26 protein-coding genes and 1 pseudogene are annotated in these 25,972 nt (G+C 42.0%); 22 read left to right on the forward strand and 5 right to left on the reverse strand.

All coding sequences use genetic code 11. The annotated features are described in order from the left end of the window. On the forward strand, positions 1-1,184 hold a 1,184-nt coding region (locus GKG43_RS17970; protein WP_243125880.1), incomplete at its 5' end, for an IS66 family transposase. Between the two features lie 173 nt (positions 1,185-1,357). Continuing rightward, on the forward strand, positions 1,358-1,789 hold the full coding sequence (locus tag GKG43_RS17975) for a hypothetical protein (protein ID WP_117440716.1): 432 nt from the start codon (positions 1,358-1,360) through the stop codon (positions 1,787-1,789). Here GKG43_RS17975 and GKG43_RS17980 read toward each other — a convergent pair. After that, a pseudogene (locus GKG43_RS17980) lies at positions 1,788-1,910 on the reverse strand (replication initiation factor domain-containing protein); the annotation flags it as partial. The gene GKG43_RS17975 and the pseudogene GKG43_RS17980 sit on opposite strands and share 2 nt — an antisense overlap. A 53-nt stretch (positions 1,911-1,963) precedes the next feature. Here GKG43_RS17980 and GKG43_RS17985 point away from each other — a divergent pair. The 12 genes from GKG43_RS17985 (at position 1,964) to GKG43_RS18040 (ending at position 12,438) form a co-directional block, all read left to right on the forward strand. Next, positions 1,964-2,398, forward strand: coding sequence for a replication initiation factor domain-containing protein (locus tag GKG43_RS17985; protein ID WP_240285659.1), 435 nt, complete (start codon positions 1,964-1,966; stop codon positions 2,396-2,398). A 16-nt stretch (positions 2,399-2,414) separates the two neighbouring features. Beyond that, the gene (locus tag GKG43_RS17990) at positions 2,415-2,594 is read left to right on the forward strand and encodes a hypothetical protein (protein WP_025655415.1); all 180 of its coding nucleotides are present in this window, start codon (positions 2,415-2,417) and stop codon (positions 2,592-2,594) included. Between the two features lie 107 nt (positions 2,595-2,701). Beyond that, positions 2,702-4,672, forward strand: a complete 1,971-nt coding sequence (locus GKG43_RS17995; RefSeq protein ID WP_154253367.1) for a recombinase family protein — start codon at positions 2,702-2,704, stop codon at positions 4,670-4,672. A 91-nt stretch (positions 4,673-4,763) separates the two neighbouring features. After that, entirely contained in the window at positions 4,764-5,525 is a 762-nt protein-coding gene (locus GKG43_RS18000; protein ID WP_025655417.1) for an ABC-three component system protein, read from the forward strand. Beyond that, complete coding sequence (locus tag GKG43_RS23750; protein ID WP_025655418.1) at positions 5,522-5,755, forward strand: ABC-three component system middle component 7; 234 nt, start codon at positions 5,522-5,524, stop codon at positions 5,753-5,755. The genes GKG43_RS18000 and GKG43_RS23750 overlap by 4 nt, the downstream gene beginning before the upstream one ends. Beyond that, a complete protein-coding gene (locus GKG43_RS18010) occupies positions 5,739-7,352 on the forward strand; it encodes a DUF2326 domain-containing protein (protein WP_025655419.1) in 1,614 nt (537 codons plus the stop codon). The genes GKG43_RS23750 and GKG43_RS18010 overlap by 17 nt, the downstream gene beginning before the upstream one ends. 44 nt (positions 7,353-7,396) lie before the next feature. After that, positions 7,397-8,419 carry a PDDEXK nuclease domain-containing protein gene (locus GKG43_RS18015; protein WP_025655420.1) on the forward strand — a complete coding sequence of 341 codons (1,023 nt, stop codon included), beginning with the start codon at positions 7,397-7,399 and terminating at the stop codon, positions 8,417-8,419. Positions 8,420-8,583: 164 nt separating this feature from the next. Further along, entirely contained in the window at positions 8,584-8,868 is a 285-nt protein-coding gene (locus GKG43_RS18020) for a hypothetical protein (RefSeq protein WP_240285660.1), read from the forward strand. Positions 8,869-8,881: 13 nt separating this feature from the next. Then, on the forward strand, positions 8,882-9,892 hold the full coding sequence (locus GKG43_RS18025) for a virulence RhuM family protein (RefSeq protein WP_117440714.1): 1,011 nt from the start codon (positions 8,882-8,884) through the stop codon (positions 9,890-9,892). 175 nt (positions 9,893-10,067) lie between these two features. Continuing rightward, the gene (locus GKG43_RS18030; protein WP_044926634.1) at positions 10,068-10,310 is read left to right on the forward strand and encodes a hypothetical protein; all 243 of its coding nucleotides are present in this window, start codon (positions 10,068-10,070) and stop codon (positions 10,308-10,310) included. Positions 10,311-10,540: 230 nt separating this feature from the next. Beyond that, complete coding sequence (locus GKG43_RS18035) at positions 10,541-11,782, forward strand: IS256 family transposase (protein WP_117441395.1); 1,242 nt, start codon at positions 10,541-10,543, stop codon at positions 11,780-11,782. Positions 11,783-11,913: 131 nt separating this feature from the next. Further along, positions 11,914-12,438, forward strand: coding sequence for an ABC transporter permease (locus GKG43_RS18040; RefSeq protein ID WP_276519070.1), 525 nt, complete (start codon positions 11,914-11,916; stop codon positions 12,436-12,438). Between the two features lie 162 nt (positions 12,439-12,600). On the opposite strand, the gene GKG43_RS18045 is transcribed toward GKG43_RS18040, so the two are convergent. After that, positions 12,601-13,167, reverse strand: a complete 567-nt coding sequence (locus GKG43_RS18045; RefSeq protein ID WP_025655470.1) for a MarR family transcriptional regulator — start codon at positions 13,165-13,167, stop codon at positions 12,601-12,603. Between the two features lie 341 nt (positions 13,168-13,508). Between GKG43_RS18045 and GKG43_RS18050 the strand changes: the two genes are divergently transcribed. Then, positions 13,509-15,737: a UvrD-helicase domain-containing protein gene (locus tag GKG43_RS18050; RefSeq protein WP_025655471.1), complete on the forward strand. Its 2,229-nt coding sequence runs from the start codon at positions 13,509-13,511 to the stop codon at positions 15,735-15,737. A gap of 87 nt (positions 15,738-15,824) precedes the next feature. Here GKG43_RS18050 and GKG43_RS18055 read toward each other — a convergent pair whose 3' ends face one another. Further along, positions 15,825-16,721 carry an AraC family transcriptional regulator gene (locus GKG43_RS18055; RefSeq protein WP_025655472.1) on the reverse strand — a complete coding sequence of 299 codons (897 nt, stop codon included), beginning with the start codon at positions 16,719-16,721 and terminating at the stop codon, positions 15,825-15,827. A 256-nt stretch (positions 16,722-16,977) separates the two neighbouring features. On the opposite strand from GKG43_RS18055, the gene GKG43_RS18060 reads away from it, so the two are divergent. The 5 genes from GKG43_RS18060 to GKG43_RS18080 all read left to right on the forward strand — a co-directional run bounded on the left by GKG43_RS18060 (position 16,978) and on the right by GKG43_RS18080 (position 21,173). Continuing rightward, a complete protein-coding gene (locus GKG43_RS18060) occupies positions 16,978-18,333 on the forward strand; it encodes an MATE family efflux transporter (RefSeq protein WP_025655473.1) in 1,356 nt (451 codons plus the stop codon). A gap of 61 nt (positions 18,334-18,394) precedes the next feature. Continuing rightward, positions 18,395-19,015 (forward strand): sugar O-acetyltransferase, encoded by a 621-nt coding sequence (locus GKG43_RS18065; protein ID WP_044926654.1) that lies wholly within the window; start codon positions 18,395-18,397, stop codon positions 19,013-19,015. 215 nt (positions 19,016-19,230) lie between these two features. Then, a complete protein-coding gene (locus GKG43_RS18070; protein WP_025655474.1) occupies positions 19,231-19,977 on the forward strand; it encodes an EFR1 family ferrodoxin in 747 nt (248 codons plus the stop codon). A gap of 188 nt (positions 19,978-20,165) precedes the next feature. Next, positions 20,166-20,696, forward strand: coding sequence for a GNAT family N-acetyltransferase (locus GKG43_RS18075; RefSeq protein ID WP_025655475.1), 531 nt, complete (start codon positions 20,166-20,168; stop codon positions 20,694-20,696). 15 nt (positions 20,697-20,711) lie between these two features. Next, positions 20,712-21,173 (forward strand): GNAT family N-acetyltransferase, encoded by a 462-nt coding sequence (locus GKG43_RS18080; protein ID WP_025655476.1) that lies wholly within the window; start codon positions 20,712-20,714, stop codon positions 21,171-21,173. Positions 21,174-21,185: 12 nt separating this feature from the next. Here GKG43_RS18080 and GKG43_RS18085 read toward each other — a convergent pair whose 3' ends face one another. Next, on the reverse strand, positions 21,186-21,872 hold the full coding sequence (locus GKG43_RS18085) for a P-II family nitrogen regulator (RefSeq protein ID WP_025655477.1): 687 nt from the start codon (positions 21,870-21,872) through the stop codon (positions 21,186-21,188). Positions 21,873-21,895: 23 nt separating this feature from the next. Next, positions 21,896-23,431 carry a DUF1538 domain-containing protein gene (locus tag GKG43_RS18090; protein ID WP_025655478.1) on the reverse strand — a complete coding sequence of 512 codons (1,536 nt, stop codon included), beginning with the start codon at positions 23,429-23,431 and terminating at the stop codon, positions 21,896-21,898. A gap of 364 nt (positions 23,432-23,795) precedes the next feature. On the opposite strand from GKG43_RS18090, the gene GKG43_RS18095 reads away from it, so the two are divergent. Beyond that, positions 23,796-24,656, forward strand: coding sequence for a helix-turn-helix domain-containing protein (locus GKG43_RS18095; protein WP_025655479.1), 861 nt, complete (start codon positions 23,796-23,798; stop codon positions 24,654-24,656). A gap of 74 nt (positions 24,657-24,730) precedes the next feature. Next, positions 24,731-25,690 carry a hypothetical protein gene (locus tag GKG43_RS18100; protein ID WP_240285661.1) on the forward strand — a complete coding sequence of 320 codons (960 nt, stop codon included), beginning with the start codon at positions 24,731-24,733 and terminating at the stop codon, positions 25,688-25,690. Positions 25,691-25,972 lie beyond the last annotated feature (282 nt).

The raw sequence follows: 25,972 nt of genomic DNA on the forward strand, positions 1-25,972 counted from the left end.
TCTTTCATACTGATTTTAGTATATCAGATTCATTAAAATCTGTCCGAAAAAGTGTCTTAATTTATGAGACCATTATATTCGTCCGGGGTGATCGTCCAAAAGATCTTCTTAGGAACAGCATTGTAACTCCTTCATTGGAAGCTGCCATCATCAATGGGAAGTATGTGAATTCTATTCCGCTGTACCGAATCGAGCAGGAGTTCCAGCGAGGTGGTGTCCATATCAGCAGACAAAATATGGCTAACTGGACCATCCTGTGTGCGCAGAGATACTTTCAGCCAGTTTATGACTATATGAAGGAAGAACTATTTAAATATCATGTCACCCAATGTGACGAAACACCGGTTGAAGTGATCAATGATGGACGTTCTGCAGGAGCACAGAGTTATATGTGGGTTCACCGGTCTGGCGAATACTACAAAGACAAGCCCATTGTCCTGTATGAATACCAGAAGACCCGGCATCATGATCATCCGGAGCAATACTACAAAGACTTTAAGGGAGTCCTTGTAACGGATGGTCTAAGCCAGTATCATCTGATTGAAAAGAATCTGGAGGGGGTGACCAACGCGAATTGCTGGGCACACTGCCGCAGATCGTTTATGAATGCGGTAAAGGCAATGGATGACCGGGAAACAGCCAAAAAATCGGTTGCATACCAAGCACTAATAAGGATATCTTCCATCTATAAACTGGATGAATCTTTAAAGACGCTTACAGCAGAAGAACGGCTCAAGGAGCGAGAAAAAAATGTAAAACCGCTTGTTGAGGAGTATTTTGTGTGGGTAAAAAAAGTGCTCCATGAACAACTGCCAAAAGGCGAAACCGCTAAAGGTTTAAAATACAGCATCAATCAGGAAAAGCAGCTAAAGGTATTTCTGAGAGATGGAGAAGTCCCGATAGATAACTCGGCTTCTGAGAGATCAATTCGTACATTCTGCATTGGCAAAAAGAACTGGGTAATAATTGACTCTATGAAAGGAGCAGAAGCCAGTGCTGTGATATACAGCATTTCGGAAACTGCCAAACTGAATAATCTGAGTACTTACAATTATTTTTGCTATCTGCTTACAGAATTGCCAAAACTTGCAGACAAGGATGGAACTATAGACAAAAACGCATTGGCATCTTTGATGCCGTGGTCAACCAATCTGCCGGAAAAATGCCGGATACCACGCCGCTGAAAAGCGGCGTTAGTTTAGGTTGGGGCGGATGGATTGACGTTTACTAACATCGCCCTGCATATACAGGATTGATAATTCAAAAACAGCCAGAAATCAACGTCTGCAGATGTTTGAAAGGTGTACTAACCAGCACACCGGAAAGGAGAGGATAGGCAATCGCAAAACGTGACAATGTGAGTATCAAGATTGATTACATCAGCATTGTATTTGATTCTGCCAGGACAGAAGAGGTCATTCGGAGGGTGCTGGAACTCCCGATAGATATTTTTACGAAGTATCCGGCAAAGGTCAAACACAAGTCATATCAGAGCTTACATCAGGCAGGAAGCATTAAAGTGTTCGGGGATTCCAAACAGACAGAAGATAATCCAGATGGGACAGGATGTTATCTTGTATTAAGCGGTATGGGATGGGACGAAATTTTCCGTATATTAGATATGCACGGTTATTCCTTTGGGGATTTATTCCGGCATTGCGAAAGGTTATATGGCAGTAAATTTCGGTTTACAAGGCTGGATATAGCAATAGATGACAGGAACGAAACGCCATTTTTTACACCAGAGCAGATAAAGCGGAAATGTGAAAGGGAAGAGTTTATTGGCTGACTTCCTTATCCTTGTCATAAAAGCGATAGGACAGATTGGATTTCCCAGCCCCGATATACACTGTTTTAGCGGTATCCTTCTCCGTATAACTGCTCTCTACAAACCGATAACTGTTGCTTGAAGTATAAGAAGCCATATGAAGAGATCGGGAGCTGGAAACGGACGGAGATACAGTTGCGTGAAGATAAGGCGCATACCTTTGCTATGCTTTTTAAAGATAATCCTTTGAATTTGGGAAAACTGGCATTTGACCTCTTGGCAGGAAATTTAAGATTCATTGTACCAGACAAGAAACAGAGTAACAGAAGCCACTGGAAAACGTGCCAGTTTTGGAATCGTTTTCTGGGGGCAGTCGAACCTTTACAATTACATACGGAAACTCCCCGGAGTACCCTTCTGGAAACCCAGAGGTGGATAAAAGAAGGCGGCGTATTGTCTGCGGTAAAGGGATTCTGTTTTCTGGAAGAACACGAAGCATTAGGTGGTCTGGAACGGATAGAGGATATGCTGAGACATATAAAATACAGCCCGGCAGTTGGAAATAAGATGATAGGGCATTTAAGCAGGATTAATAGAGAAGATTTATACCATATATACAGGACGATATGAAGAAAGGGGGCGTTTCTTGAAACCAGAGACTCACAGAAAATATAAGACATACACCACCGAAGACGGTGTGGAAATAAATATACCGGCAGGGAATGAAGCCGATATGGAACAACAGCAGAGTTATCAGAGGTTTATCAATGTGCTGTCTAATATTGTAACAAAATATGTGGCAGAAGAGAAGTGCGATAAGAAATAGCGGTTATGACGGTCAGTTCTCAATAAGGGCTGACCGTTTTTCAAAGATGGAAAGAGTACAGGAAATTGTATCAGACAAGAACATGAAAGACATGTGTTATCTATATCCTGGTAAGCAGTGAACGACAGGTGAAAGGATATAGTCTTGATGGACAGAAACGGTATCTGACCGAATGTGCAGAGCGGCAGGGAATGAAAGTGCTGGCAGTTTATGTGGAAGAGGGAAAAAGCGGAAAGAGCATAGAGGGAAGGACAGCATTTCAGACAATGCTTGATGAGATTAAACGGGGGACTTTGCAGACAGATTATGTACTTGTGTACAAACTATCAAGGTTTGGAAGGAATGCAAGGGACGTTTTGAATTCGCTTGAGTTTATTATGCAGTATGGCGTACATCTGATGTGCGTTGATGATGGGCTGGAATCTTCTACTTCAATGGGAAAGATGATGATAAACATACTTGGGGCAGTAGCAGAACTGGGGCGGGAAAACATCATAGCACAAAGTCTGTTAGGAAGAGAAGAAAAGGCAAAATCCGGGGGATGGAATGGAGGATTTGCGCCTTATGGCTATGATTTGAAAGAGGGAAAGTTAGTGTCAGAGGAAGGAGAAGAAGAGGTTGTGAAGATGATTTTCGACCTGTTTTTGAATAAAGGGATGGGATATTCTACAATAGCCCGGTTTCTGAATCAGAATGGTTATACAAGGGAACCGGCCCCTAATGCGGTCAACCCTAAATTCAATGACTGGAAAGCAGACCAAATAAAGCGGATTCTGGATAACCCACTGTATACTAGCAGGATCGCATGGGGCAGGAGAAGGACGGAGAAGGTACAAGGTTCAAACAACGAACAGCGTCTTGTAAAACAGGAAGAATTTGTAATGAGTGAGAAGAAAAGCCACGAAGCGTTAGTGTCAGAAGAGGATTTTCAGAAAGTACAGGAAATTCGGAAAGTGATGAAAGAAAAATCATGGGGAAACCATAATATCAGCCAGAGCAGAGCGCATTTGTTGTCCGGGATTGCACGCTGTCCGCAATGCGGTTCTGCAATGAACGTGGACTGTAACCAGTGGACTAATAAAGACGGTACGTTCCGGGAAACATTCACTTATGTATGCAGTCATTATAAACGGGCTTTAGGAACAAAACAGTGCCGGAGAAATGGAATATCAGCGGAAAGGCTGGAACGGGAAGTGCTGGAATATACGAAGAAACTTCTGCGGAATCCTAAATTTGCCTGTGACATTAAGGCGAAAATAGGCGTTGCTGTAGATGTGACGAAGATACAGGAAGAGATAAAGAACTATGAGAAGGAGTTGAAGAGGCTGGCTAGAAGCAGGATGAATCTGGAACAGGACATAGATAATCTGCCAGACGATAAGTATGCGGAAAGAAAGCGGAATGAGTTCAACCGCAGGCTGGATAAGATATACAATCAGATTTATGAAACAGAAGATAGGATAGAAGGGTGCAGAAGAAGGATTGTTATAGCAGGGCAGGAGTCTTTGAATGTGGAGATGATTTATAAGATTCTGCTGTCCTTTGATGAAATCTATGATAAAATGGATGACAGGGAGAAACGGGAATTGATTAAATGCATGATAAAGGAAATCAAGTTGTATCTTCCAGAAGAGCAGAAGGAACAGGGTCATGCAGTGAAGAGTATTGTGTATTCATTCCCGATTGAAGAAGATGTGATTCAGTCTTTACGGGTGAAAGAAATACATGTGGAGACTGTTGTACTGCTTTCCCACAAAAAGCCAGATAGTCATATCAACGTTAAAGTCGAGTTTGGCGAGGGTGAGGGCAAAGTTCCGTTAAAGGCAATCTCTGAAAGAGCAGAAGCCTACAAGCCGAAAGAGCGAGTTACCTATAAAATGATAAAGGAGTACATAGAAGCGAAATATGGCTTCAAAGTACATACCGCATATATCGCAGAGGTTAAGAGAGATTTGGGATTGCCGATGTATGATGCTCCTAATGCGGTAGAGGAATTGAAAAATCCGAGAAAACATCCGACAGCGGAGAAAGTGGAAGCGATAAAGGATGCATTAAAATATTTTAGGATATGTAATTAATTACTATTGAGTTTTAGATTAAAGAGCGACATTTACCATTCTATATGGTAAGATGAAATAAAGTTACGATTTTATAATGTAGGTGGTAAGCATGGGAGATAATCGAAGAATTTTTAGTGATAATGAAAAAATGGTATTATTTAATGAGGTTGATGGACGATGTCCAATTTGTGGAAGATCTTTAACTAATACCAAGAATGGGCAAATTATTAAAATATTTGAAGTGGCACATATATATCCTGCGAATCCTCGTCCAGAGGAAATCGAATTATTAAAAGACGAGGAACGTTTGAGTAAAGATGTTAATAGTTTGGATAATGTCATAGCGGTTTGTAGAATATGTCATAAAAAATTTGATACGCCACGAACTATAGAGGAATATCGCTCTTGGGTAAGACTTAAAAAGAAATTGTTGCAAGATGCACAGTTAAAAAATACATATGCACTTTTTAACATAGAGGAAGAAATAAAGGAAATATTAAAAAATTTAAATGATGAATCTTTAGAGGAAGATTTGGTGCGGATAAATTATGAATCTTTGAAGATAGAGCAGAAGGCTAACGCTACATTACCTTTTGCAATAAAACGTACCATTAAAAATGATGTGGTAGATTATTTTGACTATATTCATAAGATATTTATTGAAATGGACAAAGTAACACCATACAAATTTGATACCCTAGCAGCTCAGATAAAGGGATTTTATTGCAAGACTATGCAAATTAATCCTAACCAGGAGTTTGTATATGCCTCTTTAGTAAATTGGCTTAATGAAAAGACAGGTTCATATTCAAGAAGAGCTTGTGAAATTGTGATTGCATATTTTATACAAGATTGCGAGGTGTTTTCATGATATTGCCGAATAAGCTAATAAGTTTTCAAGATTGTATACTGGCAAAAACAGTTTATATTTTAGAAAAGATTAGTGATTCAGATTTTTCAGTAATTGAGTTATACGAACAAGTGGAAACTCATTTTGAAGATTTGAATGAATATATGTTGGCTTTGGACGTTCTATATGTTCTTGGAAAAATAAAATATAATGAGGAACTGCGGGTGATACAGTATGTTAAAAAAAATTAGTTGTAATATATTTTTGCAGAAAGAAATTGTATTTCATGAGGGATTAAATACTATTGTCGGAGATGATATTGCATCTAATTCGATAGGAAAATCAACGATGCTTATGATTATTGACTTTGTTTTTGGAGGCGATGATTATATTAGTAAAAATCATGATGTAGTAGATAATTTGGGGCATCATGATTTCAGATTTATTTTTAATTTTGATAATAAGGATTATTATTTTATTAGAAGTACAAATGAATACAAATTTGTATCTATTTGTAATGAGAAATTTGAAATTTTACAGAGTGTAACAACGGAAGAATTTACTGCATGGTTGCAAGAAAAGTATGATTGTCAATTAGAATCATTAACATTTAGAAATATTATTGGCAGATATTTCAGAATTTATGGGAAGGAAAACTTGAATGAAAGAAAACCTATTCAATATTTTGAAAAAGAAACTGCACCTAAATCTATATTAGCTCTTTTAAAATTGTTTGATAAATATAAATCATTAAAAGCATATGAGGAGCAAATAGTAAAATTAAAAAGTGACAAAACCACATTGGTAGATGCGGCAAAAAAGAATTTTTTACCGAATGTCAACACAAAAAGTTTATTTAATAGAAACGAAAAGAAGATTGAAGAATTAAGCGCTCGATTAGAAAAAATAAAAAAGGAAATCGTAACAACATCTCTTGATTTAGAATCAATGATTTCACAAGAAATATTAAAACTAAAGCGGGAGAAAAGTCAACTTAGTATTAAATTAAATTCATATCAAAGCAGGTTGTTAAGAACACAAAATAATATAAAAAATAAATCTGTGAAAATTGGTGCTGAGTTAGAACAATTTGTATATTATTTTCCGGATTTTAATGTAGAACAGGTTAATAAGGTGGATGATTTCCATAAAAATATAAATAAAATTTTAAAGGGTGAGCTTGTAGTAGTAGAGAAGGAATTAAAAACTAAAATCGAGGAAATTAATAATCAGATAATAAAAATAGATAAGGAAATTGAAGAGAAGTTGTCCATAAAAGATGCACCTAAATTAGCTGTAGATGAAGTGGTCGATTTAGTTGCACAAATAAAACAACTTAATGATGAAAATGGATACTATACCAAGAAGAAACAATTAGATGAGACTATATCACAGGCTAAAGATGATTTAAGTGAATTAAAAGAAAAGGCATTAGATGAAATATGTAATGAAATAAATGTCAAAATGTACGAACTAAATAAAGAAATATATGTTGATGGAAGGCGAGCACCGACATTGAATATTCACGGAAGTAAATATTCGTTTAATACTGCGGGAGATACGGGAACCGGTACAGCTTTTGCTAATTTAATATCATTTGACCTCTCATTACTGGAATTAACTCATTTGCCAGCTATAGCCCACGATTTGCCATTATTAAAAAATATTGAAAATGCTGCAATGGAAAATATTATATTAATATATAGTAAAAGCGACAAGCAAATATTCGTTGCTATTGATAAATTGAATTCTTATGACGAAAAAGCGGAAGCTATTGTAAATGAATATAAAGTATTGGAACTTTCAAAGGATAAATTACTCTTCACTAAAAACTGGAAAAAGAATTAAAAATTTGGTGAGTCCCGAATAAAAGAATTGGAGGGTAATTTTGTATGAAGCAAATTTTTTATGATGAGATTAGGAATATTTTAATTACAGCCAGGAATAAAGTTTATCAAACAGCCAATTTTGCAATGGTTGAAGCCTATTGGAATATAGGAAAATCAATCATTGAAGAACAGGGTGGTAATGAAAAGGCAGAGTATGGGACAGGTTTATTAAAAGAATTATCAAGACAAATGACACAGGATTTTGGCAAAGGGTTTACAGTTGCCAATTTGAAAAATATGCGACAGTTTTATTTGACATTTCCAAATGGCTACGCACTGCGTAGCGAATTGAGCTGGACACATTATCGGCTCCTGATGCGAGTAGAGAATGAAAATGCACGAGAATTTTATATGCAGGAAGCTGTAAAATCCCAATGGAGTACCAGGCAACTTGAGCGTCAGATAAATTCCTTTTTTTATGAAAGATTATTATCCAGTAAAAATAAAGAGAAAGTTACAAAGGAAATACAGACATTAGAGCCAACGAAGAAACCAGAAGATGTTATCCGTGACCCGTATGTGTTGGAATTTCTTGGATTGACACCTAATGATGATTTTTATGAAAGTGATTTAGAGCAGGCGTTGATAACACATTTGCAAAAGTTCCTTTTAGAATTGGGACGAGGATTTTCATTTGTCGCAAGACAGAAAAGAATAACATTTGATGGACGCCATTTTAGAATTGACTTGGTATTTTATAATTACATCTTAAAATGCTTTGTTTTGATAGACTTAAAAGTTGGAGACTTAACGCATCAGGACTTAGGGCAGATGCAGATGTATGTTCACTATTATGAACGAGAACTTATGAATGAAGGAGACAATCCGCCGATTGGTATTGTCTTGTGTGCAGCTAAAAGTGAGTCTGTAGTTAAGTATACGTTGCCTGAAAATGAAACACAGATTTTTGCTTCAAAATATAAATTATATTTACCAAGTGAGGAAGAATTACTGCGAGAATTAAATCAGGAATATCAAGCGTTGGAATCTAGTACGACAGGGGAAGAAAACTTTGGTGATCTGTAAAAAGAATAAATTTTGCATCAAGGTGGTGCAAAATTGATGGCACTTATTTTTTGTGGGAAAAAGGATGTATGAGTAGTATTAGTACTGAACAAATATTGCCCATATTTCCGTGATTTTGTGGGGATATGTTTTGATTTGGTACTCATGTGGAGACGGTTGCGCTCTTGGCCCGTAAAAAGGATGTTGAGAGAATCGACATTGAAATGACCGTGGACAAGGAAGATGTGACGGAGAAAGCCACGTATCAGAAGATTAAGGAGTATGTGAGGGAAAAGTACGGGCTGAATGTGCATACGAAGTATATTGCGGAAGTGAAGAGAAAACATGGATTGCCTATGCATGAAGCACCGAATAAGGTGGATGTGCCGAAAAGGGAATATCCGGGGTGTCCAGAAGAGAAAGTTAAGGCAATAGAAGAAGCATTAAAGTATTTTGGACTAATTAAATAAGGAGGACAGAAGTATGAACGAAAATGGAGAAAAAATTCAAATTCGTAATAGTACGGTGGACTTTCTTGTTTTTACAAAACAAAATTCTGAAGATGGAATAGACGTGCGGATACAAGATGATTCTGTATGGCTGACACAAGAAGGACTTTCACAACTTTTTGATAAGGGAAGAACCACAATAACAGAGCATTTGAAACATATTTTTGAAGAAGGAGAATTAGTGGAAGATTCAGTATGTCGGAAATTCCGACATACTGGTTCTGACGGGAAAAATTATAATACGAAGTTTTATAATTTGGATGCGATTATTTCTGTCGGATATCGTGTTAACTCTTTACGAGCAACGCAATTTCGTCAGTGGGCTACAAAGGTGTTAAAAACATATACAATACAAGGATATGTGTTAGATAAGAAACGCCTGGAAAATGGACAAATCTTCGATGAAGAGTATTTCGAGCATTTACTGGATGAAATAAGAGAGATTAGAGCCAGTGAGCGTAAATTTTATCAAAAGATAACGGATATTTATTCAACGGCCGTAGATTATTCTAAAGATGCAAAAACAACGAAAGACTTTTTTGCGACAGTGCAGAATAAACTTCATTTTGCGATTCATGGGCATACAGCGGCAGAAGTTATTTTGGAGAGAGCTGACCATAAAAAAGAGCATATGGGATTGATTTCATGGAGAAATGCACCTGATGGGAAAATTGTAAAAACGGATGTAAGCGTAGCAAAGAACTGTCTGTCTATGTTGGAAATGAAAGACTTAAATCAGTTTGTTTCTATGTATTTAGATTATGCGGAACGGCAGGCAAGAAAGAGAATCCCGATGACAATGGAAGATTGGGCAAAGAAGCTGGATGTATTTCTGGAGTTGAACGAAGAAACGATTTTACATGGGCAAGGCAGAGTAAAAGCAGAAATTGCAAAGGCTTTTGCAGAAAGTGAATTTGAGAAGTACCGGGCAATACAAGACAAAAGATACAAGAGTGACTTTGATAAATTATTGGATGAAATATAGAGGCAGATAATATGGAGTATATGCAGAATATATTAGAAAATGAAGCACTAATAAATGGAATTTCATTAATCATATCGGTTATTTAGATTATGTGGACATATTTCCATAGTGTAGAACCATCGAGACGGTTGCGCTCTTAACCCGTAAAAAGGATATAGAGAGAATCGACATTGAAATGACCGTGGACAAGGAAGATGTGACGGAGAAAGCCACGTATCAGAAGATTAAGGAGTATGTGAAGGAAAAGTATGGCCTGAATTTGCATACGAAGTATATTGCGGAAGTGAAGAGAAAACATGGATTGCCTATGCATGAATCGCCGAATAAGGTGGATGTGCCGAAGAGGGAATATCCGGGGTGCCCGGAAGAAAAAGTTAAGGCTATAGAAGAAGCCTTAAAATATTATTATTGGATTTAATAATGTGACTATCCCAACAATTTAATAATTATTGGGGCAGCTACATTATTCTTTAATAGTTGAATTCCATAAAAGTATCAATAGAACGTAATTTGGAATTTATGTATTTACTTTGCTCATTGGTTCTAAGTGTTTTTTCGGGTTTGCAAGAGCATGTGAAAAAGTTTCTGTAAATAAGGATTTATGTGGTCTTCTATGATAAAATAAAAAATCATAGGAGGCCTTTTATTATGGCGAGAGAAAAGAAACCGGTACACAAAGTACAAATGACAGATGGAAAGCGAAACATTATTCATCAGCTTCTGCAGGAATACGATATCCAGTCAGCAGAAGACATTCAGGATGCCCTGAAGGATCTGCTTGGCGGTACCATCAAAGAAATGATGGAAACAGAGATGGATGAACACCTGGGCTATGGAAAGTCAGAACGTTCTGACAATGACGATTACCGCAATGGCTACAAATCCAAGCGTATTAACAGCAGCTATGGCAGCATGGATCTCCAGATTCCTCAGGATCGGAAGTCCACTTTCGAACCACAGGTAGTCAAAAAACGGCAGAAGGATATCTCTGATATTGACCAAAAGATCATCTCTATGTATGCCAAAGGCATGACCACACGGCAGATTTCTGATACACTGGAGGATATTTACGGCTTTAAGGCTTCAGAAGGCTTTATCTCCGATGTTACCGATAAGATCATGCCTCAGATTGAGGACTGGCAGAACCGTCCTCTTTCAGAGGTATATCCGGTGCTCTACATTGATGCCATCCACTACTCCGTCCGTGATAATGGTGTCATCCGCAAACTTGCGGCTTATGTGATTCTCGGGATTAATCAGGATGGACGGAAAGAAGTCCTGACCATAGAGGTTGGTGAAAATGAAAGTTCCAAATACTGGCTGTCTGTTTTGAATGGCCTGAAAAACCGGGGAGTAAAAGACATTTTGATTATCTGTGCTGACGGGCTGACCGGTATCAAAGAAGCAATCGCAGCTGCATATCCAAAGACGGAATATCAGCGCTGTATCGTGCACCAGGTTCGTAATACAATGAAATATGTGTCAGACAAAGACAGAAAGCCATTTTGTGCAGATCTTAAGACCATCTATCATGCAGCAACGGAGGAGAAAGCGCTAGAAGCCCTGGAACGTGTCACTGAAAAATGGAGCGAAAAATATCCCAATTCCATGAGAAGCTGGAAGCAGAACTGGGATGCCCTTTCCCCGATTTTCAAGTTTTCAGCAGTGGTCAGAAAGGTCATTTACACGACCAACGCCATTGAGAGCTTGAATGCCACCTACCGCAAGCTAAACCGTCAGAGAAGTGTATTTCCAAGCGATACAGCTCTTTTGAAAGCGTTGTACCTGTCTACATTTGAAGCTACAAAGAAATGGTCAATGCCTATCAGAAACTGGGGTCAGGTCTATGGAGAGCTAAGCATCATGTATGAGGGGCGGCTACCAGAATAAGTCCTTTTAAGCAATCTGCTACAGGCGGATTTTTCCGCCTGCTCTTGACATGCAACAGCATGTGCTGTTATATATAAACCAAGGGCTGAAAGCCCAACTAAGAACTTTCAGCCCACCTGTTATCATAGAAGATCAGCATTTACAGACTTTTCTTCACACGCTCGCATATCCTAAAGCGTTACAAAGTAACGCCCATCAGCCCCGCGCTGATCCTGCTGGTACAGGTAGCCATCTATACAATATACGCAGTGCTTTCCCTTTTGCTGTTGTTCCTTGCAGCTAAATGTTTCTTTGGATATCAGTTCCGTGGCTCAATTTCCGGCTTTCTGGGCGGATATATTTTAGTCATAATTTCTATCTTCAGCATAGGCATGATGGTAGGAGGCATAGCACCCAATACAAAAATGGCCGGAGTCATTGCAAGCATACTCTATTTTCCAATGTTAATATTTTCAGGGGCAACGCTTCCCTACGAGGTCATGCCTCCGGCACTGCAGAAAGCAGCCGATCTTTTACCCATGACTCAGGGGATCAAACTGCTCAAAGCGGCATCTCTAGGTATTAAAAGCGAAACAGTCCTCCTTTCGGTAATCGTAATGATACTTATCGCTGCCGTCTGCATCGGAATCTCATTAAAATTCTTCAAATGGGAATAGAGGCTGTAGAAAATAGGTTTGTTAACACAACCATGAAAAAACCGCCCATACAGCAAATTACCAGTTGGGCGGCTTTTTCATGCGAAACAGAGCATCCCTCCTCCTGCAGTTTTACTGCAGACCGGCTCATCAGAGCGTGAGTTACGGGATGCCCTTGAGTTTTCAATCTTCTGCAGGCGCCGTAAGCTTTTCCAGAAGAGCAAGCAAAGACATCTTTTCGTCCTCACTCAAATTATGAAACAGAAACTGCATCTGCTCAGCCTGTTCATCCTGAACCTCAAAAGCCCTGGCTTTTCCCTTTTCCGTCAGAAAAATAAGCGTGGCCCTCTTATCACTCTCATCCACCCGTCTCTCCAGATATCCATCTGATTCCAGCTTATAAATCAATTCAGACATAGAAGAAGGATTAATTCCCAGCTCTTTTGCAATCTGCTTCTGCCGTATGCCATCCTCATGTTCCAGAATAATCCTTAAAACACGTTCCCTGCCAAGGGGCCCCTTTCGATCCGGGGGCCCCTCATGCAAAGGCCCACGTCCCAACCCCCTCATCTCAGAATGAGGAGGCTCAGGAGGTCCCGGATGCCTGAAATGCTCCCCATGAAAACCAGGCCCGCCGAATCCCGGCCCTCTGCCATCATGTCCCCGATGCCCGCCCGGCCCGTCCGGCCGCATATTCCTAAAAAACAGCGTCAACTTCTCAAACAACAACTCATCAATCGTTTTTTCCATAACGAAACATCTCCTTACAATATTTATTCCGGTACCGTAATATTATGATAGCACACACATATCCATGTGTCAATATATTTCGGTGCCGAAATAAAAAATGCAAAATTCCCCCCATTTTTATCACAGAATGTAAACACATCTTCAGCCAAAAGCCAAACATGCCCCCGCTCCCCATCTCAGACAGGCGTCCCCCTTTAGCCAATTCTTAAATCCCCTCATTCTCAATTTTCCCCCTATTTTTATAAGGTGATTTGTGGTAAACTTACCCCAATGGCATAGTTCGCAGGAATCCAGCAGGGTAAGAGTTTCCCTGCTGATTTTATATGAAAGGTGATATTTGAATGGAATACAAACAGTCTGAACTGGAATTTGAGAATCATAGATTCGAGGATACAAAGGCGCTGGCACTGAAACAGCTGGAACGTGCCCGTAAGCGCAATGAGGAAAACAAATCGGATATTATAAAAGCCAAGAAGGAAATGCGTGATAACACGTCTCACTCGATACCGGACCTCTGGTCCTCGGATGGTTTTGAGGCGCTTGCCGAACTAAGTCAGGATATGAATTTTGTGACGGATAAGATTGTGGCCTATGAGGAAATGGAACATAAAATATCTTTGCTGGAGAAGATCATAAAGTCACCTTATTTTGCCCGGATTGATTTTAAATTCGAGGGGGAAGACGATTTCGAGAAAATCTATATAGGACGCGCTTCTCTAAAGGAAGAAACATCGCATGAAATGTATATTTATGACTGGAGATCACCCATTGCCAGTGTTTTCTACCGCTTCCTGACCGGTAAGGTTTTTTATGATGCGCCTGCTGGCCGGATTGCAGGCGAGGTAAACCTGAAGCGGCAGTATGAGATTCGTGACGGGAAGCTGGAATATTTTTTTGATGCGGATGTACAGATCGTCGATGAATTTCTGCGGCAGCTGCTGTCCAGAAACACTTCCACCAAGATGAAAGCAATTGTTGAGACAATACAGCGGGAGCAGGATCTGGTTATCCGGGATATGGAAAATGATTTGATGATGGTGCAGGGTGTTGCGGGAAGCGGAAAAACTTCGATTGCGCTGCACCGGGCCGCATATCTGATGTATCAGGGCCTTTCGGGAAGGCTGGCGGCAAATAATATCTTGATTATCTCGCCCAATTCCCTGTTTGAACACTACATCTCAGAGGTACTGCCGGAGCTGGGGGAAAGTAATGTTGTCTCCATCGTATTCGAAGATATCCTTGCCTCCGTCCTGAAGACAAAACGCATCCAGTCCAAGAATAAATTTCTGGAGAATCTGATTACAAGCAGGGAATACCATAAGATAATAAAAAGCAGCATTGAGTTTAAAACTTCTCTTCAATTCCTGGATATTTTAAACCAGTTTATCAAAGATCTGCCACATAAGTGGATTGAGTTTGAAGATGTGTACTATGAGGATAAGTGTATTGTGAGAAAAGAGGCTTTGCGCAATAAAGTACTGGGCAGAGAAGAAACTCCCCTGGGAATTAAGCTTAAGCAGCTCGAAGGTATTATTCTGGACTTAATCCGTGATTCAAATAAGGGAAGAATCCGGAAAGCGGAAAAGATAATGATCAAGCAGGAGATTCAAAAATTTACGGAGCCTGATCTTTTCAGCCTCTACCAGAAACTGTTCTGCGATAAAGCATACTTCCGCAGTCTGTCGGGAGATTCACTGGCCTGCAGCAGCCTGGACGAGATACTGGATTATACACAGGAAAATTTGGATACCGGTTATTTATATTACGATGATGCCATTGCCCTGGCATATTTACATCTGAAAATGAACGGAGCAGGCAGGTATTCGCAGAGAGACCCCCAGAACGCATATTCTGCAGCAGGGGGAGCAGAGGGCGGCAGGATCAGGTATCAGGACATCAAACAAGTGGTAATAGATGAAGCACAGGACTATTATCCTCTTCAATATGAGATCTTTCACCTGTTGTTTTCTAACTCCAAATTCACAATTCTGGGAGATATTAACCAGACGCTGGAAAAACAGGAGAACCTGTCTCTATATGAACAGATAAGGAATATCCTGAATATGAGAAGATCCTCTCTGATAACCATGGATAAGAGTTTCCGATGCACGAATGAGATATTGAACTACAGCCTGAAATTTATTGAACACAGGCCAGAAATTAAAAGCTTTAACCGTAAAGGGGATGAGCCGGAGATTCATATGGCCGGCAGTCAGAGGGAGCTGGACGCTATGATTGCCGATGAGGTCGATTTCTGCCTTGAGAACGGATACCGGTCCATTGGGCTGCTCTGCAAGAGTGAGAAAAATGCCCGTGACTTGTTTGAAAGCCTGAGGGACAGGATGGAGATTCAGCTGATACAGGAGGGGAGCATGCCGAAGCTTGTGGGAGGATTTGTCATGCCTGTCTATATGTCAAAAGGGCTGGAGTTTGATGCGGTTCTTATATGCGATGCCAACCTGGAAAACTACAGCAGCAAAGAAGATAAAAACCTCTTATATATCGCATGTACAAGAGCCCTTCATCGTCTCGGGGTATTCGGCATCGGAGAGGCAAGCCCATTACTTTAAAATTCTGGATATGGAGATCGGCTTCAATACAATAGAGTGGTGAAGAGAAGAATAAACACATAGCACGCTATGCAAAAAGGCCCGGGCTTATTCTGCCCGGTGACGCTTTCTGAAGTCATTTGGCGTGCACCCATAGTTTTGCATAAAAATTTTCGAGTAATAGCTGTGGTGATTGAATCCACATGCTGTTGCGACCTGTGTGATCCTGAGTGCGGTGGTTTTCAGCAGGCTGCAGCTGACCTCGAGCCGGTAATGATTTAAGAAATCTATAGGGGACTGCTGCAGATAAAGTTTAAAGATGATACAGCATTTGCTGCGGCTGACGTTCCCCGCGGCGGCTATGTCGTCTAGTGTTAACTTTTCAGCGTAATTCTGATAAATGAACGATACCATGTCTTTTTGAATTGTAAGATCGGAGTCGGGACGCGCCTCCGGTGCTTGGGAGGCCATCTGCGGGAGACTGAGAAGACGGCTCCACATGAGCAGCATAGAGCCGGCCACTTCCAGTTCATATCCAGGGGCAGCCTGTTCCTTCCGCCGCATGGTCTGGTCAAGGAACGCCATCATTTCATGATGAAGTGCATCCTGCGGACGGAAGTGGAGATACTCCAGGCAGGAATTATCTAATATGGGCGCAAAGTATTTCTGTTTCAGCAGTTGGTTTGCCGTAAGCAGACCCGGGTGAATCAGAATACATATAAATATACAATTCTGCTGGTTCTGAGAATACCCATAGTGCATCTGTTTTGCATTCACCATGAGGCAGTCATTTTCATTCAATAATATTTTTTTCCCATTGATGCTGTAATTCATCCTGCCTTTCAGGATCCGGATAAATTCGATATCCTCATGCCAGTGGCAGAGGGCGCGCTTATCCGGATAATGATCCAGACTGCCGGTTCTGATATATAAAGGGATACCTGCCGTATCATAATGGACAATTTCAGAAGCATCATGCATAAGATCCAGAGTGACTTTAGCCATAAAACACCTCACAAATACGATTATTATAAAAATTAAAGAAGATATTGATAGAATTAAGCGGGTTTCAATAATATTATTATAATATATCACAAGAAAAACCCGAGGAATCTATTCTTATCATGTAACAGTTCAGGCAGACCAGGACTGTTACCTTATCATATCATACTAGTACATCAAATAATAATTAACTTACTGTTAAACTGACCTAAATAACGATCAACTTGACAATACGCTGAATTTGTGGGGGGGGGAGGCAATGAAAATAAAAAAGAATGAATTTTATAGAAAACTGTTTGTCCTTGTTTTACCAATTACCATGCAGAATCTGATGGCAGCCCTGGTCAGCGCGTCAGACGCCCTAATGCTGGGTTTTTTAAATCAGAGCGCCCTGGCGGCTGTATCCCTGGCAGCCCAGGTGCAATTTGTACTGAACTTGTTTTATGCGGCACTGGCTATTGGGACTACTGTCCTGGCGGCACAGTACTGGGGAAAAGGCGATACGGAATCAATGGAAAAGATTCTGGCGGTTGTCCTGCGCTTGTCTGGTGTGGTCTCAGGCATGTTCTTTCTAGGCGCGGCATTGATTCCCGGAGCGCTGATGCGCATTTTTACAAATAATGGAGAGCTGATCCTGTTGGGAATTCCGTATCTTAAAATTGTTAGTCCATCCTATCTGTTTACAAGTGTTTCCCAGATCTATCTGTGTATGATGAAGAACAGCGGCAGGACGATGAAAAGTACAGCATACGGCTCCATCTCCGTTGTCCTGAATATCATATTAAATGCAGCTTTGATATTTGGACTTTTAGGCTTTCCCAATATGGGAATCGCAGGGGCTGCCCTTGCAACAACGATTTCAAGGGCCGTGGAATTGCTGCTGGTACTTCTCGAAAACAGAAAGAAAGATGCGGTGCGCATCCGATGGAAATATATGGCGATGGATCAGAGAAGGCTGAAAAAAGATTTTTATCGCTATACTGTACCCGTACTGGCAAATGAACTGGTATGGGGCTGTGGATTTGCCATGTTTTCCGTGATTATGGGGCGCCTGGGAAGCGATGCAGTTGCGGCCAATTCCATTGCCAATATTGTGAAAAATATTATCGCATGTATGTGTCTTGGAATTGGAACCGGCAGTGGAATTCTGATTGGAAATGAACTCGGAAGAGGAGAACTGAAACTGGCAAAGGAATATGGCGGCAGGCTTTGCAGGCTGTCGCTTGCCGCGGGGGCGGCGTCAGGGATCCTGATTCTTGCATGCAGTCCGCTGGTCATCCGTTTCGCAGCCGGCCTCAGTGGCCAGGCACAGGAATACCTGAAAATCATGCTGCTCATATGTGCCTATTACATGATAGGAAAGTCCTTGAATTCTACCACAATTGCCGGAATCTTTTGCGCCGGGGGCGACACCAGGTTTGGCCTTTTCTGCGATCTGGTAACAATGTGGGTGATTATTGTACCCATTGGGATACTGGCGGCATTTGTATGGAAGATTCCGGTTCCTGCAGTTTATTTCCTGCTGAACCTGGACGAATTCGTGAAGCTTCCCGCAGTATACCGGCATTATAAAAAATATGGATGGATGAAAAATCTGACAACTGATACAATATAAACAATCATCAAAAATGGAAGAAACAATAAGAATCAGAGATAAAGATCAGGAGGGAATGAATATGGATAACAGAAAACGAAGGGATCTGGGAATGGCATATATTTCGGATGATGCCGTAATGGAGGAACAGAAGAGATGCAGAAGGCTGATGCAGAAGCTGAACTCTGTGGACCGCTCCGACTATGAGGAGATAAAAAAGATCATAAAAGAAATGCTGGGTAAATCGGAAGATGCTTTTATTAATCCTCCGTTTTATTGTGATTATGGTTTTAACATTGAGGCAGGAAAGAACTTCTTTGCAAATTATAACTGTACGATTATAGACGTGGCGAAAGTAACAATCGGTGACAATTGCCAGCTGGCCCCGAATGTCGCCATCTATACGGCCGGCCATCCGGTGCATCCGGTATCGAGAAACTCGAAGTATGAATATGGCATAGAGGTCACCCTAGGTGATAATGTGTGGATCGGCGGAAATACAGTGATTCTTCCTGGGGTACATATCGGAAGCAATACGGTCATCGGTGCGGGGAGTGTGGTGACAAAGAACATCCCTGACTGGGTAGTAGCAGGGGGAAATCCCTGCAAGGTGATCCGGATGATTACGGAGGAAGATAAAAAGTTTTATTACAAAGACAGGGAATTTGATACGGAGGCCTGGGAAGTGGTACAGAACCTCTGAACCGAAAGAAAATGGTGATCATGAATGATAGATTTATGATATAATGTACGCAGAGCGTACCATTATATCATTGCGCATCAGGCAGTTTCTGCGGAACCGCAGAAAGCTGCTGCGCATCCGCCGGAGGCATCATGACCGCTTGCGGTCATGATATAATGTACGCAGAGTGGTTATGATAGAAAAGAAAAAATCACATCAGTGCAGGAGGAGCGTCTATGATTTTTTATTTTTCCGGTACGGGAAACAGCGAATATGCAGCAAAACGAATAGCGGAGGTTCTGGGAGAACCGGCCGTGTTTTTGAATGACAAGATTAAGGAGAAAGAAGGGGCTCAAGTAAAACAAGAAGAAAGACTTGTTTTTGTCTTACCAACCTATGGTTGGCGGATACCGAGACTGGTGGAGGCATGGATTCAACGGGCCAGATTTAAGGGACCGCACGAGGTATATTTTGTTATGACCTGCGGCGGCGGAGTCGGGAATGCAGAGAAGTATCTGAAGAGGCTTTGTGAGCAAAAGAATTTCATATATATGGGGTGTGCAGAGATTGTAATGCCTGAGAACTATATTGCCATGTATCCGGCACCGGAGGAAATGGAAGCGAAAATGATTGTGAAAAAGGCCCTGCCGGAGATTCAGAAGGCGGCAGAGTATATTCGTGATGGAAAGAATCTTCCTGAAATGAAGATTACGACGAGAGATAAAATCAAGAGCAGTATTGTCAATGACCTTTATTATCCTCTATATGTTCATGCAGATAAGTTTTATGCTAAGGATACTTGTATCGGATGTGGAAAGTGCGAGAAAGCCTGTCCGCTCAATAATATAAAGCTCGTGGATCACCGTCCGGTCTGGGGAAAGCGCTGTACACACTGTATGGCCTGTATCTGCGGCTGCCCGGTGGAGGCAATCGAATATGGGAAAAAGAGCATGGGACAGCCGCGCTATCAGTGCCCGCTTTAAGCGTGCAAGAACACCCCGTTTGGAATAGGAAATAAGTGTTCGGTAATATGTAACAGTTCGGGCCTGTCTGAACTGTTATAGTAATATTGGAGTTTTACTTAATGCCTGGGCATCCAATTTGGATGCCTTTTCGGTAGCACCTGACTATATGACATCGAATTATTAAGTGAAAAGAAGGTGAGATAACCATGGTATTGGAAACAAAGCGATTATATTTACGCAAAATGAATCAGGGTGATTACGACGCACTCTGCAGGATTCTGCAGGACCCAGAGGTCATGTATGCATATGAACATGCATTTTCAGACGAAGAGGTGCAGGATTGGCTGGACCGGCAGATCCGGAGATATGAAAAATATGGCTTTGGCCTTTGGGCGGTTATATTAAAAGAAAATGAAGAAATGATCGGCCAGTGTGGGCTGACCATGCAGGACGCAGGCGGCCGGGAAGTCGTGGAGGCAGGCTACCTTTTCCAGAAGGCATACTGGCATAAAGGATATGCCACAGAGGCGGCCATTGCATGCAGGGATTATGCGTTCGAGAAATTACATATTGAGGAAGTGTATTCTATCATCCGAGACAACAACATTCCTTCACAGAATGTGGCAATACGAAATGGTATGGCTGTCTGCGGAGGGTTTACAAAACATTATTACGGAATAGATATGCCCCACCTGGTATATTCAGTAAAACGGGAGAACCAGTCAATAAAAAGTTAAGAGGCGAGTACAATCATGAATCTTCATTTTGAACCAATAACGAACGAGAACAGAGTAACAGCCCTGAAATTAAAAATTGCCGGCAGCCAGCATGGTTTTATCGAGTCCGTAGAGCAGTGCCTCTCTGAGGCAGACCGGTGTAAGCGCTGGCATCCGGTAGGCATCTATGACGGTGATACAATGGTTGGCTTCGCCATGTATGGATTCTTCCTATGGCAGTACCTTCCCTTTGGCAGACTGTGGATGGATCGTCTGCTGATTGATAAAAAATATCAGGGGAAGGGGTACGGGACCGCCGCTTTATCCGAACTGCTTAAATTGCTGATCCAAAATTACCGCTGTAGGAAAATTTATCTGAGTGTGATTGAAGGGAACGAGGCAGCGATCCACCTGTATGAAAAGTTTGGCTTTTCTTTTAACGGAAAACGGGATCTGCATGGGGAGCATATCATGGTATATAAGGTGAAGCCTGATTAGGAGGATGCCCTGCTAATCATCCTCCTGCTCCATGAGCCGCAGCCCCGCAGTTTCCGTAACAGGCAGGGAAAACACAATCGCTTTTGCCTTACTTCCCAGTCCGGCCTGATCCATGACAGCCCTCATAATGCTGCTTTTGTCTTCGCTTTTAGCCACAATGAAGATCATTTCCTTTTCAGAAGCCAATGAAACCCCCAGGAAATGCTCGTATTTTTTCATCCCCGTTCCTTTTGCATGAATGACTGTGCCTCCGCCCGCTTTTGCGCCTCTGGCGGCATCCATAATCAGTTCTGTATATCCCTGGTTAGCTATCACAACGAGAAGCTCATGTTTCGTGTCCTTCAACGTACTTTCCTCCTCTTTCTCAAAATTACGTCCTTCGGTTATAAACTGCAGCTGTTTTTTTCCGCCGACGCTGCTTACCGGTACGATAAAGACGATCCCGGTGCCCGGAATATCAATTTTAACTTGTTTTTCCAGGCCGCTCTTTATTGTCTTCCACTCTTTAGTTGTAACCATGGCAAAAAGGACGGCCTTTTCTGATGCCTCGAAGCCGAAGGAATGCAGCACATCATCTTCAGCAGTTCCCCGTCCCATGGAGATCAATATGATATTAACGTTATATTCTTTATAAAATGCCAGAAACCTTCGGATCTGGTTCCGGTCACTGATCGTAACCATCAGATTTAATTCACTCATAAAATCCTCGATTCTTATTTGAATTATAAGTCTATAATTGCATCATCATCCAGCATCTCAAAATCACTTGCCGGCTGTGCAGGTATGGTATCCTGCCCGCTTCTGCTGTTTACAAGTTTTGCATAAAGCCCCATGACCTGAATCGTAATGAGCGGTGTCATGGCAACCATTGCTACTAATCCAAATGCATCCGTTACGATATTTCCGCCCAGGGTCACGCATGCTCCCTGTGCCAGCGGCAGCAGGAAGGCAGCCGTCATGGGGCCGGAAGCCACGCCGCCGGAGTCAAAAGCGATGGCAGTATAGATCTTGGGCACAAAAAACGAGATACCCAGCGCAAGAGCATAACCCGGGATTAAGAACCAGAGAATAGAAATCCCTGTCATCACCCGGATCATTGCGATGCCAAGTGAGATCGCCACACCCACAGAGAGTCCGATTCCCATAGCTTTTGCCGAAATAGCGCCGTCTGTAATTTCCTCTACCTGCTTATTCAGCACATATACGGCAGGCTCGGCTTTTACAATGTAATATCCCATCACCATTGCAATCGGAATCAGCGTCCAGTGATGTTCCAGGCCCGCGAGTACCTGGCCCAGATAATTTCCGGCGGGCATAAATCCCACATTAACCCCGGTCAAAAACAGAACCAGACCGATATATGTATAGATAAGACCCATAAATATTTTCATAAGCGTACGTTTTGACAGTTTTAAAACTAAAAGCTGAAAAGCAAGGAAAAACAGCACAATAGGCAGCAGAGAAAGGGCAATTTCTTTCATATAAGTAGGAAACTCAACAGCGAACAGATGCCATAGCTCCGTTGAATTTTCAATGTCCGGAATGACAGGCGGTACATATGCGCTTTCCTTCGGATTGTAGATCATTCCCAGAATCATAACCGCCAGTATCGGGCCAATCGAGCAGAGCGCAACAAGACCGAAACTGTCATCCGCTGCATGCCGGTCACTTCGGATTGAGGAAATACCAATACCTAAAGCCATGATAAATGGAACTGTCATAGGACCCGTTGTCACGCCACCGGAGTCAAAGGCTACACCCAGAAAATCTTCAGGCACGAAAAATGCCAGCACAAAGATAATAAAATAGAAAATCAGAAGCAAAGGCGGCAGCGGTATTCCAAACAGCATACGCAAAAATGAAACGACCAGAAAAACACCCACACCACACGCTACAGATAAAATCAATACCATATTTGGAACGGATGGAACCTGTTGTGCAAGAACCTGCAGATCCGGCTCCGATATTGTGATAATTGCCCCAAGTAAAAAAGAAATTCCAACTACGAGCAACAGCTTCTTACTTTTGGTCAGACAGGTGCCGACCCGTTCACCCATCGGTGTCATTGCAACCTCTGCACCGAGCGTAAAAAACATCATGCCCAGCAAAAGCAGTACGGCTCCGATCAAAAAGCAAAGTAAGATACTTGGGGAAATCGGCGCTACTCCAAAGCATAAAAAGAGTACGATACCGATAATCGGCAGAACAGCGCTTACCGCCTCCCGCCATTTCTCATTTAATTTTTTTGTAATACTCAAACTTTCACCATGACTCCTTTCTAGAACGTGTCTGAAAAAATTGTACAGTTACCGAGAATTGCTCTCATTATAAGTATTAGTATAACATAAATTCTTTGGCACCGAAATATTTTTTTATGAAAAGTTCATAAAAAATGTATCGGTGCTGCTTTTTATGAAAGTGGGGTAGGGTATGCTCGCCCCCATTCGCCGGCAAGTCTAAAGTTATGCAAATATATTGATACTATGCACGGTCCATAGGACGTGAATAGTATCAATATCTTGTGTCACAAGAGAATCAGCAGGAGGAGACCGCTTGTATAACATTTTAGGGTATGTTAAAGTTAAGTAGCTTATAAAACGAGACATGGAGAGGAGATCATGTATGCTGACATTTCACAATATATACCGTCCGCTGACCGCCCGTCCTTTTTTAGCGGACGATACTTACAGAGAGTACAGTCCATGCGTTTCCCTGTCACCTTATGTGGCATGTTACTGGACGGAGGGGGATTACATACCTATAGACGGCAGACAGAATAGCTGTCACAATTATAAAGGAAGCAGCAGGGAGGTGCTGGTGATACCGGATACCTGTATGGATATTATTGTAAATGTAAACCATACCAGCCAGAAGATTACCGGTTATTTGTGCGGGATACAGGACAAGCCGTTTCTGGCACAGTCACGGGAAGATACGGACATAGTCAGCAGTTTTGCCATTCGTTTTCACTTTTGGGCCGCCAGTTTTTTCTTTTCTATGAATCTGAAAGATGCGTGTAATCAGACAACGGAGCTGGAGGCTCTGGGAGAAGGCTGGGGCCGGCTCTTTGACCCGTTCTTTTATCTGACGGAGGTGGAAGAGCGGATAGCATATGTGGAGGCATTTTTGCTGCAGAAGCTGGAAAAGGCAGAGGAAAATTCAGATCTGCTCAATTCGATACAACGAATATTGTCTGCATCGGGCGCGGTGGCTGTCCGGGATATCTGTGAGTACAGTGCGGTCAGCCAGAGACAGATCGAGCGCCTGTTTCTGCAGAAGATAGGCATGCCTCCGAAAAAGATTGCCAGCCTGGTGCGTTACCAGAATGTATGGCGGGAGATCGTGACGTCGGAGTCATTTAACGCGCAGAACGCAGTATACCGTTACGGGTACACAGACCAGGCGCATCTATTAAAGGAATTCAGGCGTTTTCACGGTACAAACCCGGAGGGGGCTAAGAAAATTGCCATAAAAAACCAATGACCATGTCGTTTTTTTACAATACGGACAGGCCTGATTCTGATAATATTTCTGTAAAAGACTGATGGAGGAATAGGATGATGAAGACGCTCAAACAAAAAGATTATCAGGAAATACGTACATGGTTTCACAGAAACGCAAGACCACTGGAGATGGCCCTGTGGAATTATTTTCATGAAGACGGGACGCGGGAGGCGGTTGCAGAGGAACTGTCATATTATCAGAATGAGGACGGCGGATTTGGAAACGCGGTAGAACCCGACGGCTGGAACCCGGAATCTTCTCCCTACGCTACAATGACAGCAGCTATTACGCTTAGAAAAATAGAGTTAATGGAGCATGCAGGCACGGATCACCCTATGGTTCAGGGAATCTTACGTTATCTGGACAGCGGGGTTTACAGCGATGAAGACGGATGGTTTTTCTCAATCCCATCCAGTGACAATTACCCTCATGCGCCATGGTGGACATTCAGTGAAAAAGAAAACAAACTGCAGAGCCTGGGAATCACTGCAGGCCTTTGCTCTTTCATTCTGCATTACGCAGAACCGGAGACATCTGTATATAATAAGGCGCTGAAGTATACAGAACAGCTTCTTAAAAAAGCGGAATCCACGGAAGATTTTGGAGAAATGGGGGCCGGCGGCATGTGCGTGCTTTTGATAGATGTGTTGCAGAAAGGCCTGTTTCCGGATCTGGAATGCGGGAGGCTTCTGGAGAAAATGGGAGAGGCTTCTAATAGCAGAATTGAGCGGAACCCGGAAAAGTGGGCAATGTACACACCTAGGCCGTCGGAATTTATCGAGTCGCCAAACAGTCCATTGTATAAAGGAAACGAAGAAATCGTAGAGAAAGAGCTGGATTATCTGATAGATACGCGTAATCCGGGCGGAGTATGGGATATCACATGGAGCTGGTTTGATCTGGGGGAGAAATACGCAAAAGAATTTGCAATCAGCGCAAATTGGTGGATGGGAGTGAAGGCCATCGATAAGGTGGGGTTCCTTAAAAGCTTTGGGAGGGTGGACGCTTTATAGAAGCCCATAACGGAAGACACCCTACGGAACATGATATAGGGGGCTGAAAAAGCGTAGGCACGGCTGTAAGCTGGAGTAGAGTAAAAAAGCAGAAAAACAGAAAAATCGGGGTAACCTGGACACATCACGTGAAGCCTGGATGGCTTCACGCGCTGGGGTCAGGGATTTTTGTGACTCGGTATCACAAAAATCACCCCGGTTTTTCTGCTTTTTTTCTCAGCTCCTGCTTACAGCCGTGCCTACGCTCTTCCAGCCCCCGATATCATGTTCCGGGGGGGGGGG

This window comes from Eubacterium sp. BIOML-A2 (assembly GCF_009680135.1).
Taxonomy (GTDB): Bacteria; Bacillota; Clostridia; order Lachnospirales; family Lachnospiraceae; genus Faecalicatena; species Faecalicatena contortus_B.

Excerpts from the sequence above, each read along its gene's own strand:
- GKG43_RS18035 (WP_117441395.1), top strand. The coding sequence starts at position 10,541 with ATGGCGAGAGAAAAGAAACCGGTACACAAAGTACAAATGACAGATGGA.
- GKG43_RS18095 (WP_025655479.1), top strand. The coding sequence starts at position 23,796 with ATGCTGACATTTCACAATATATACCGTCCGCTGACCGCCCGTCCTTTT.
- GKG43_RS18050 (WP_025655471.1), top strand. The coding sequence starts at position 13,509 with ATGGAATACAAACAGTCTGAACTGGAATTTGAGAATCATAGATTCGAG.
- GKG43_RS18015 (WP_025655420.1), top strand. The coding sequence starts at position 7,397 with ATGAAGCAAATTTTTTATGATGAGATTAGGAATATTTTAATTACAGCC.
- GKG43_RS18055 (WP_025655472.1), bottom strand. The coding sequence starts at position 16,721 with ATGGCTAAAGTCACTCTGGATCTTATGCATGATGCTTCTGAAATTGTC.
- GKG43_RS18010 (WP_025655419.1), top strand. The coding sequence starts at position 5,739 with ATGTTAAAAAAAATTAGTTGTAATATATTTTTGCAGAAAGAAATTGTA.
- GKG43_RS18045 (WP_025655470.1), bottom strand. The coding sequence starts at position 13,167 with ATGGAAAAAACGATTGATGAGTTGTTGTTTGAGAAGTTGACGCTGTTT.
- GKG43_RS23750 (WP_025655418.1), top strand. The coding sequence starts at position 5,522 with ATGATATTGCCGAATAAGCTAATAAGTTTTCAAGATTGTATACTGGCA.
- GKG43_RS18080 (WP_025655476.1), top strand. The coding sequence starts at position 20,712 with ATGAATCTTCATTTTGAACCAATAACGAACGAGAACAGAGTAACAGCC.
- GKG43_RS18085 (WP_025655477.1), bottom strand. The coding sequence starts at position 21,872 with ATGAGTGAATTAAATCTGATGGTTACGATCAGTGACCGGAACCAGATC.
- GKG43_RS18075 (WP_025655475.1), top strand. The coding sequence starts at position 20,166 with ATGGTATTGGAAACAAAGCGATTATATTTACGCAAAATGAATCAGGGT.
- GKG43_RS18025 (WP_117440714.1), top strand. The coding sequence starts at position 8,882 with ATGAACGAAAATGGAGAAAAAATTCAAATTCGTAATAGTACGGTGGAC.
- GKG43_RS18065 (WP_044926654.1), top strand. The coding sequence starts at position 18,395 with ATGGATAACAGAAAACGAAGGGATCTGGGAATGGCATATATTTCGGAT.
- GKG43_RS18100 (WP_240285661.1), top strand. The coding sequence starts at position 24,731 with ATGATGAAGACGCTCAAACAAAAAGATTATCAGGAAATACGTACATGG.
- GKG43_RS18070 (WP_025655474.1), top strand. The coding sequence starts at position 19,231 with ATGATTTTTTATTTTTCCGGTACGGGAAACAGCGAATATGCAGCAAAA.
- GKG43_RS18000 (WP_025655417.1), top strand. The coding sequence starts at position 4,764 with ATGGGAGATAATCGAAGAATTTTTAGTGATAATGAAAAAATGGTATTA.
- GKG43_RS18030 (WP_044926634.1), top strand. The coding sequence starts at position 10,068 with ATGACCGTGGACAAGGAAGATGTGACGGAGAAAGCCACGTATCAGAAG.
- GKG43_RS18060 (WP_025655473.1), top strand. The coding sequence starts at position 16,978 with ATGAAAATAAAAAAGAATGAATTTTATAGAAAACTGTTTGTCCTTGTT.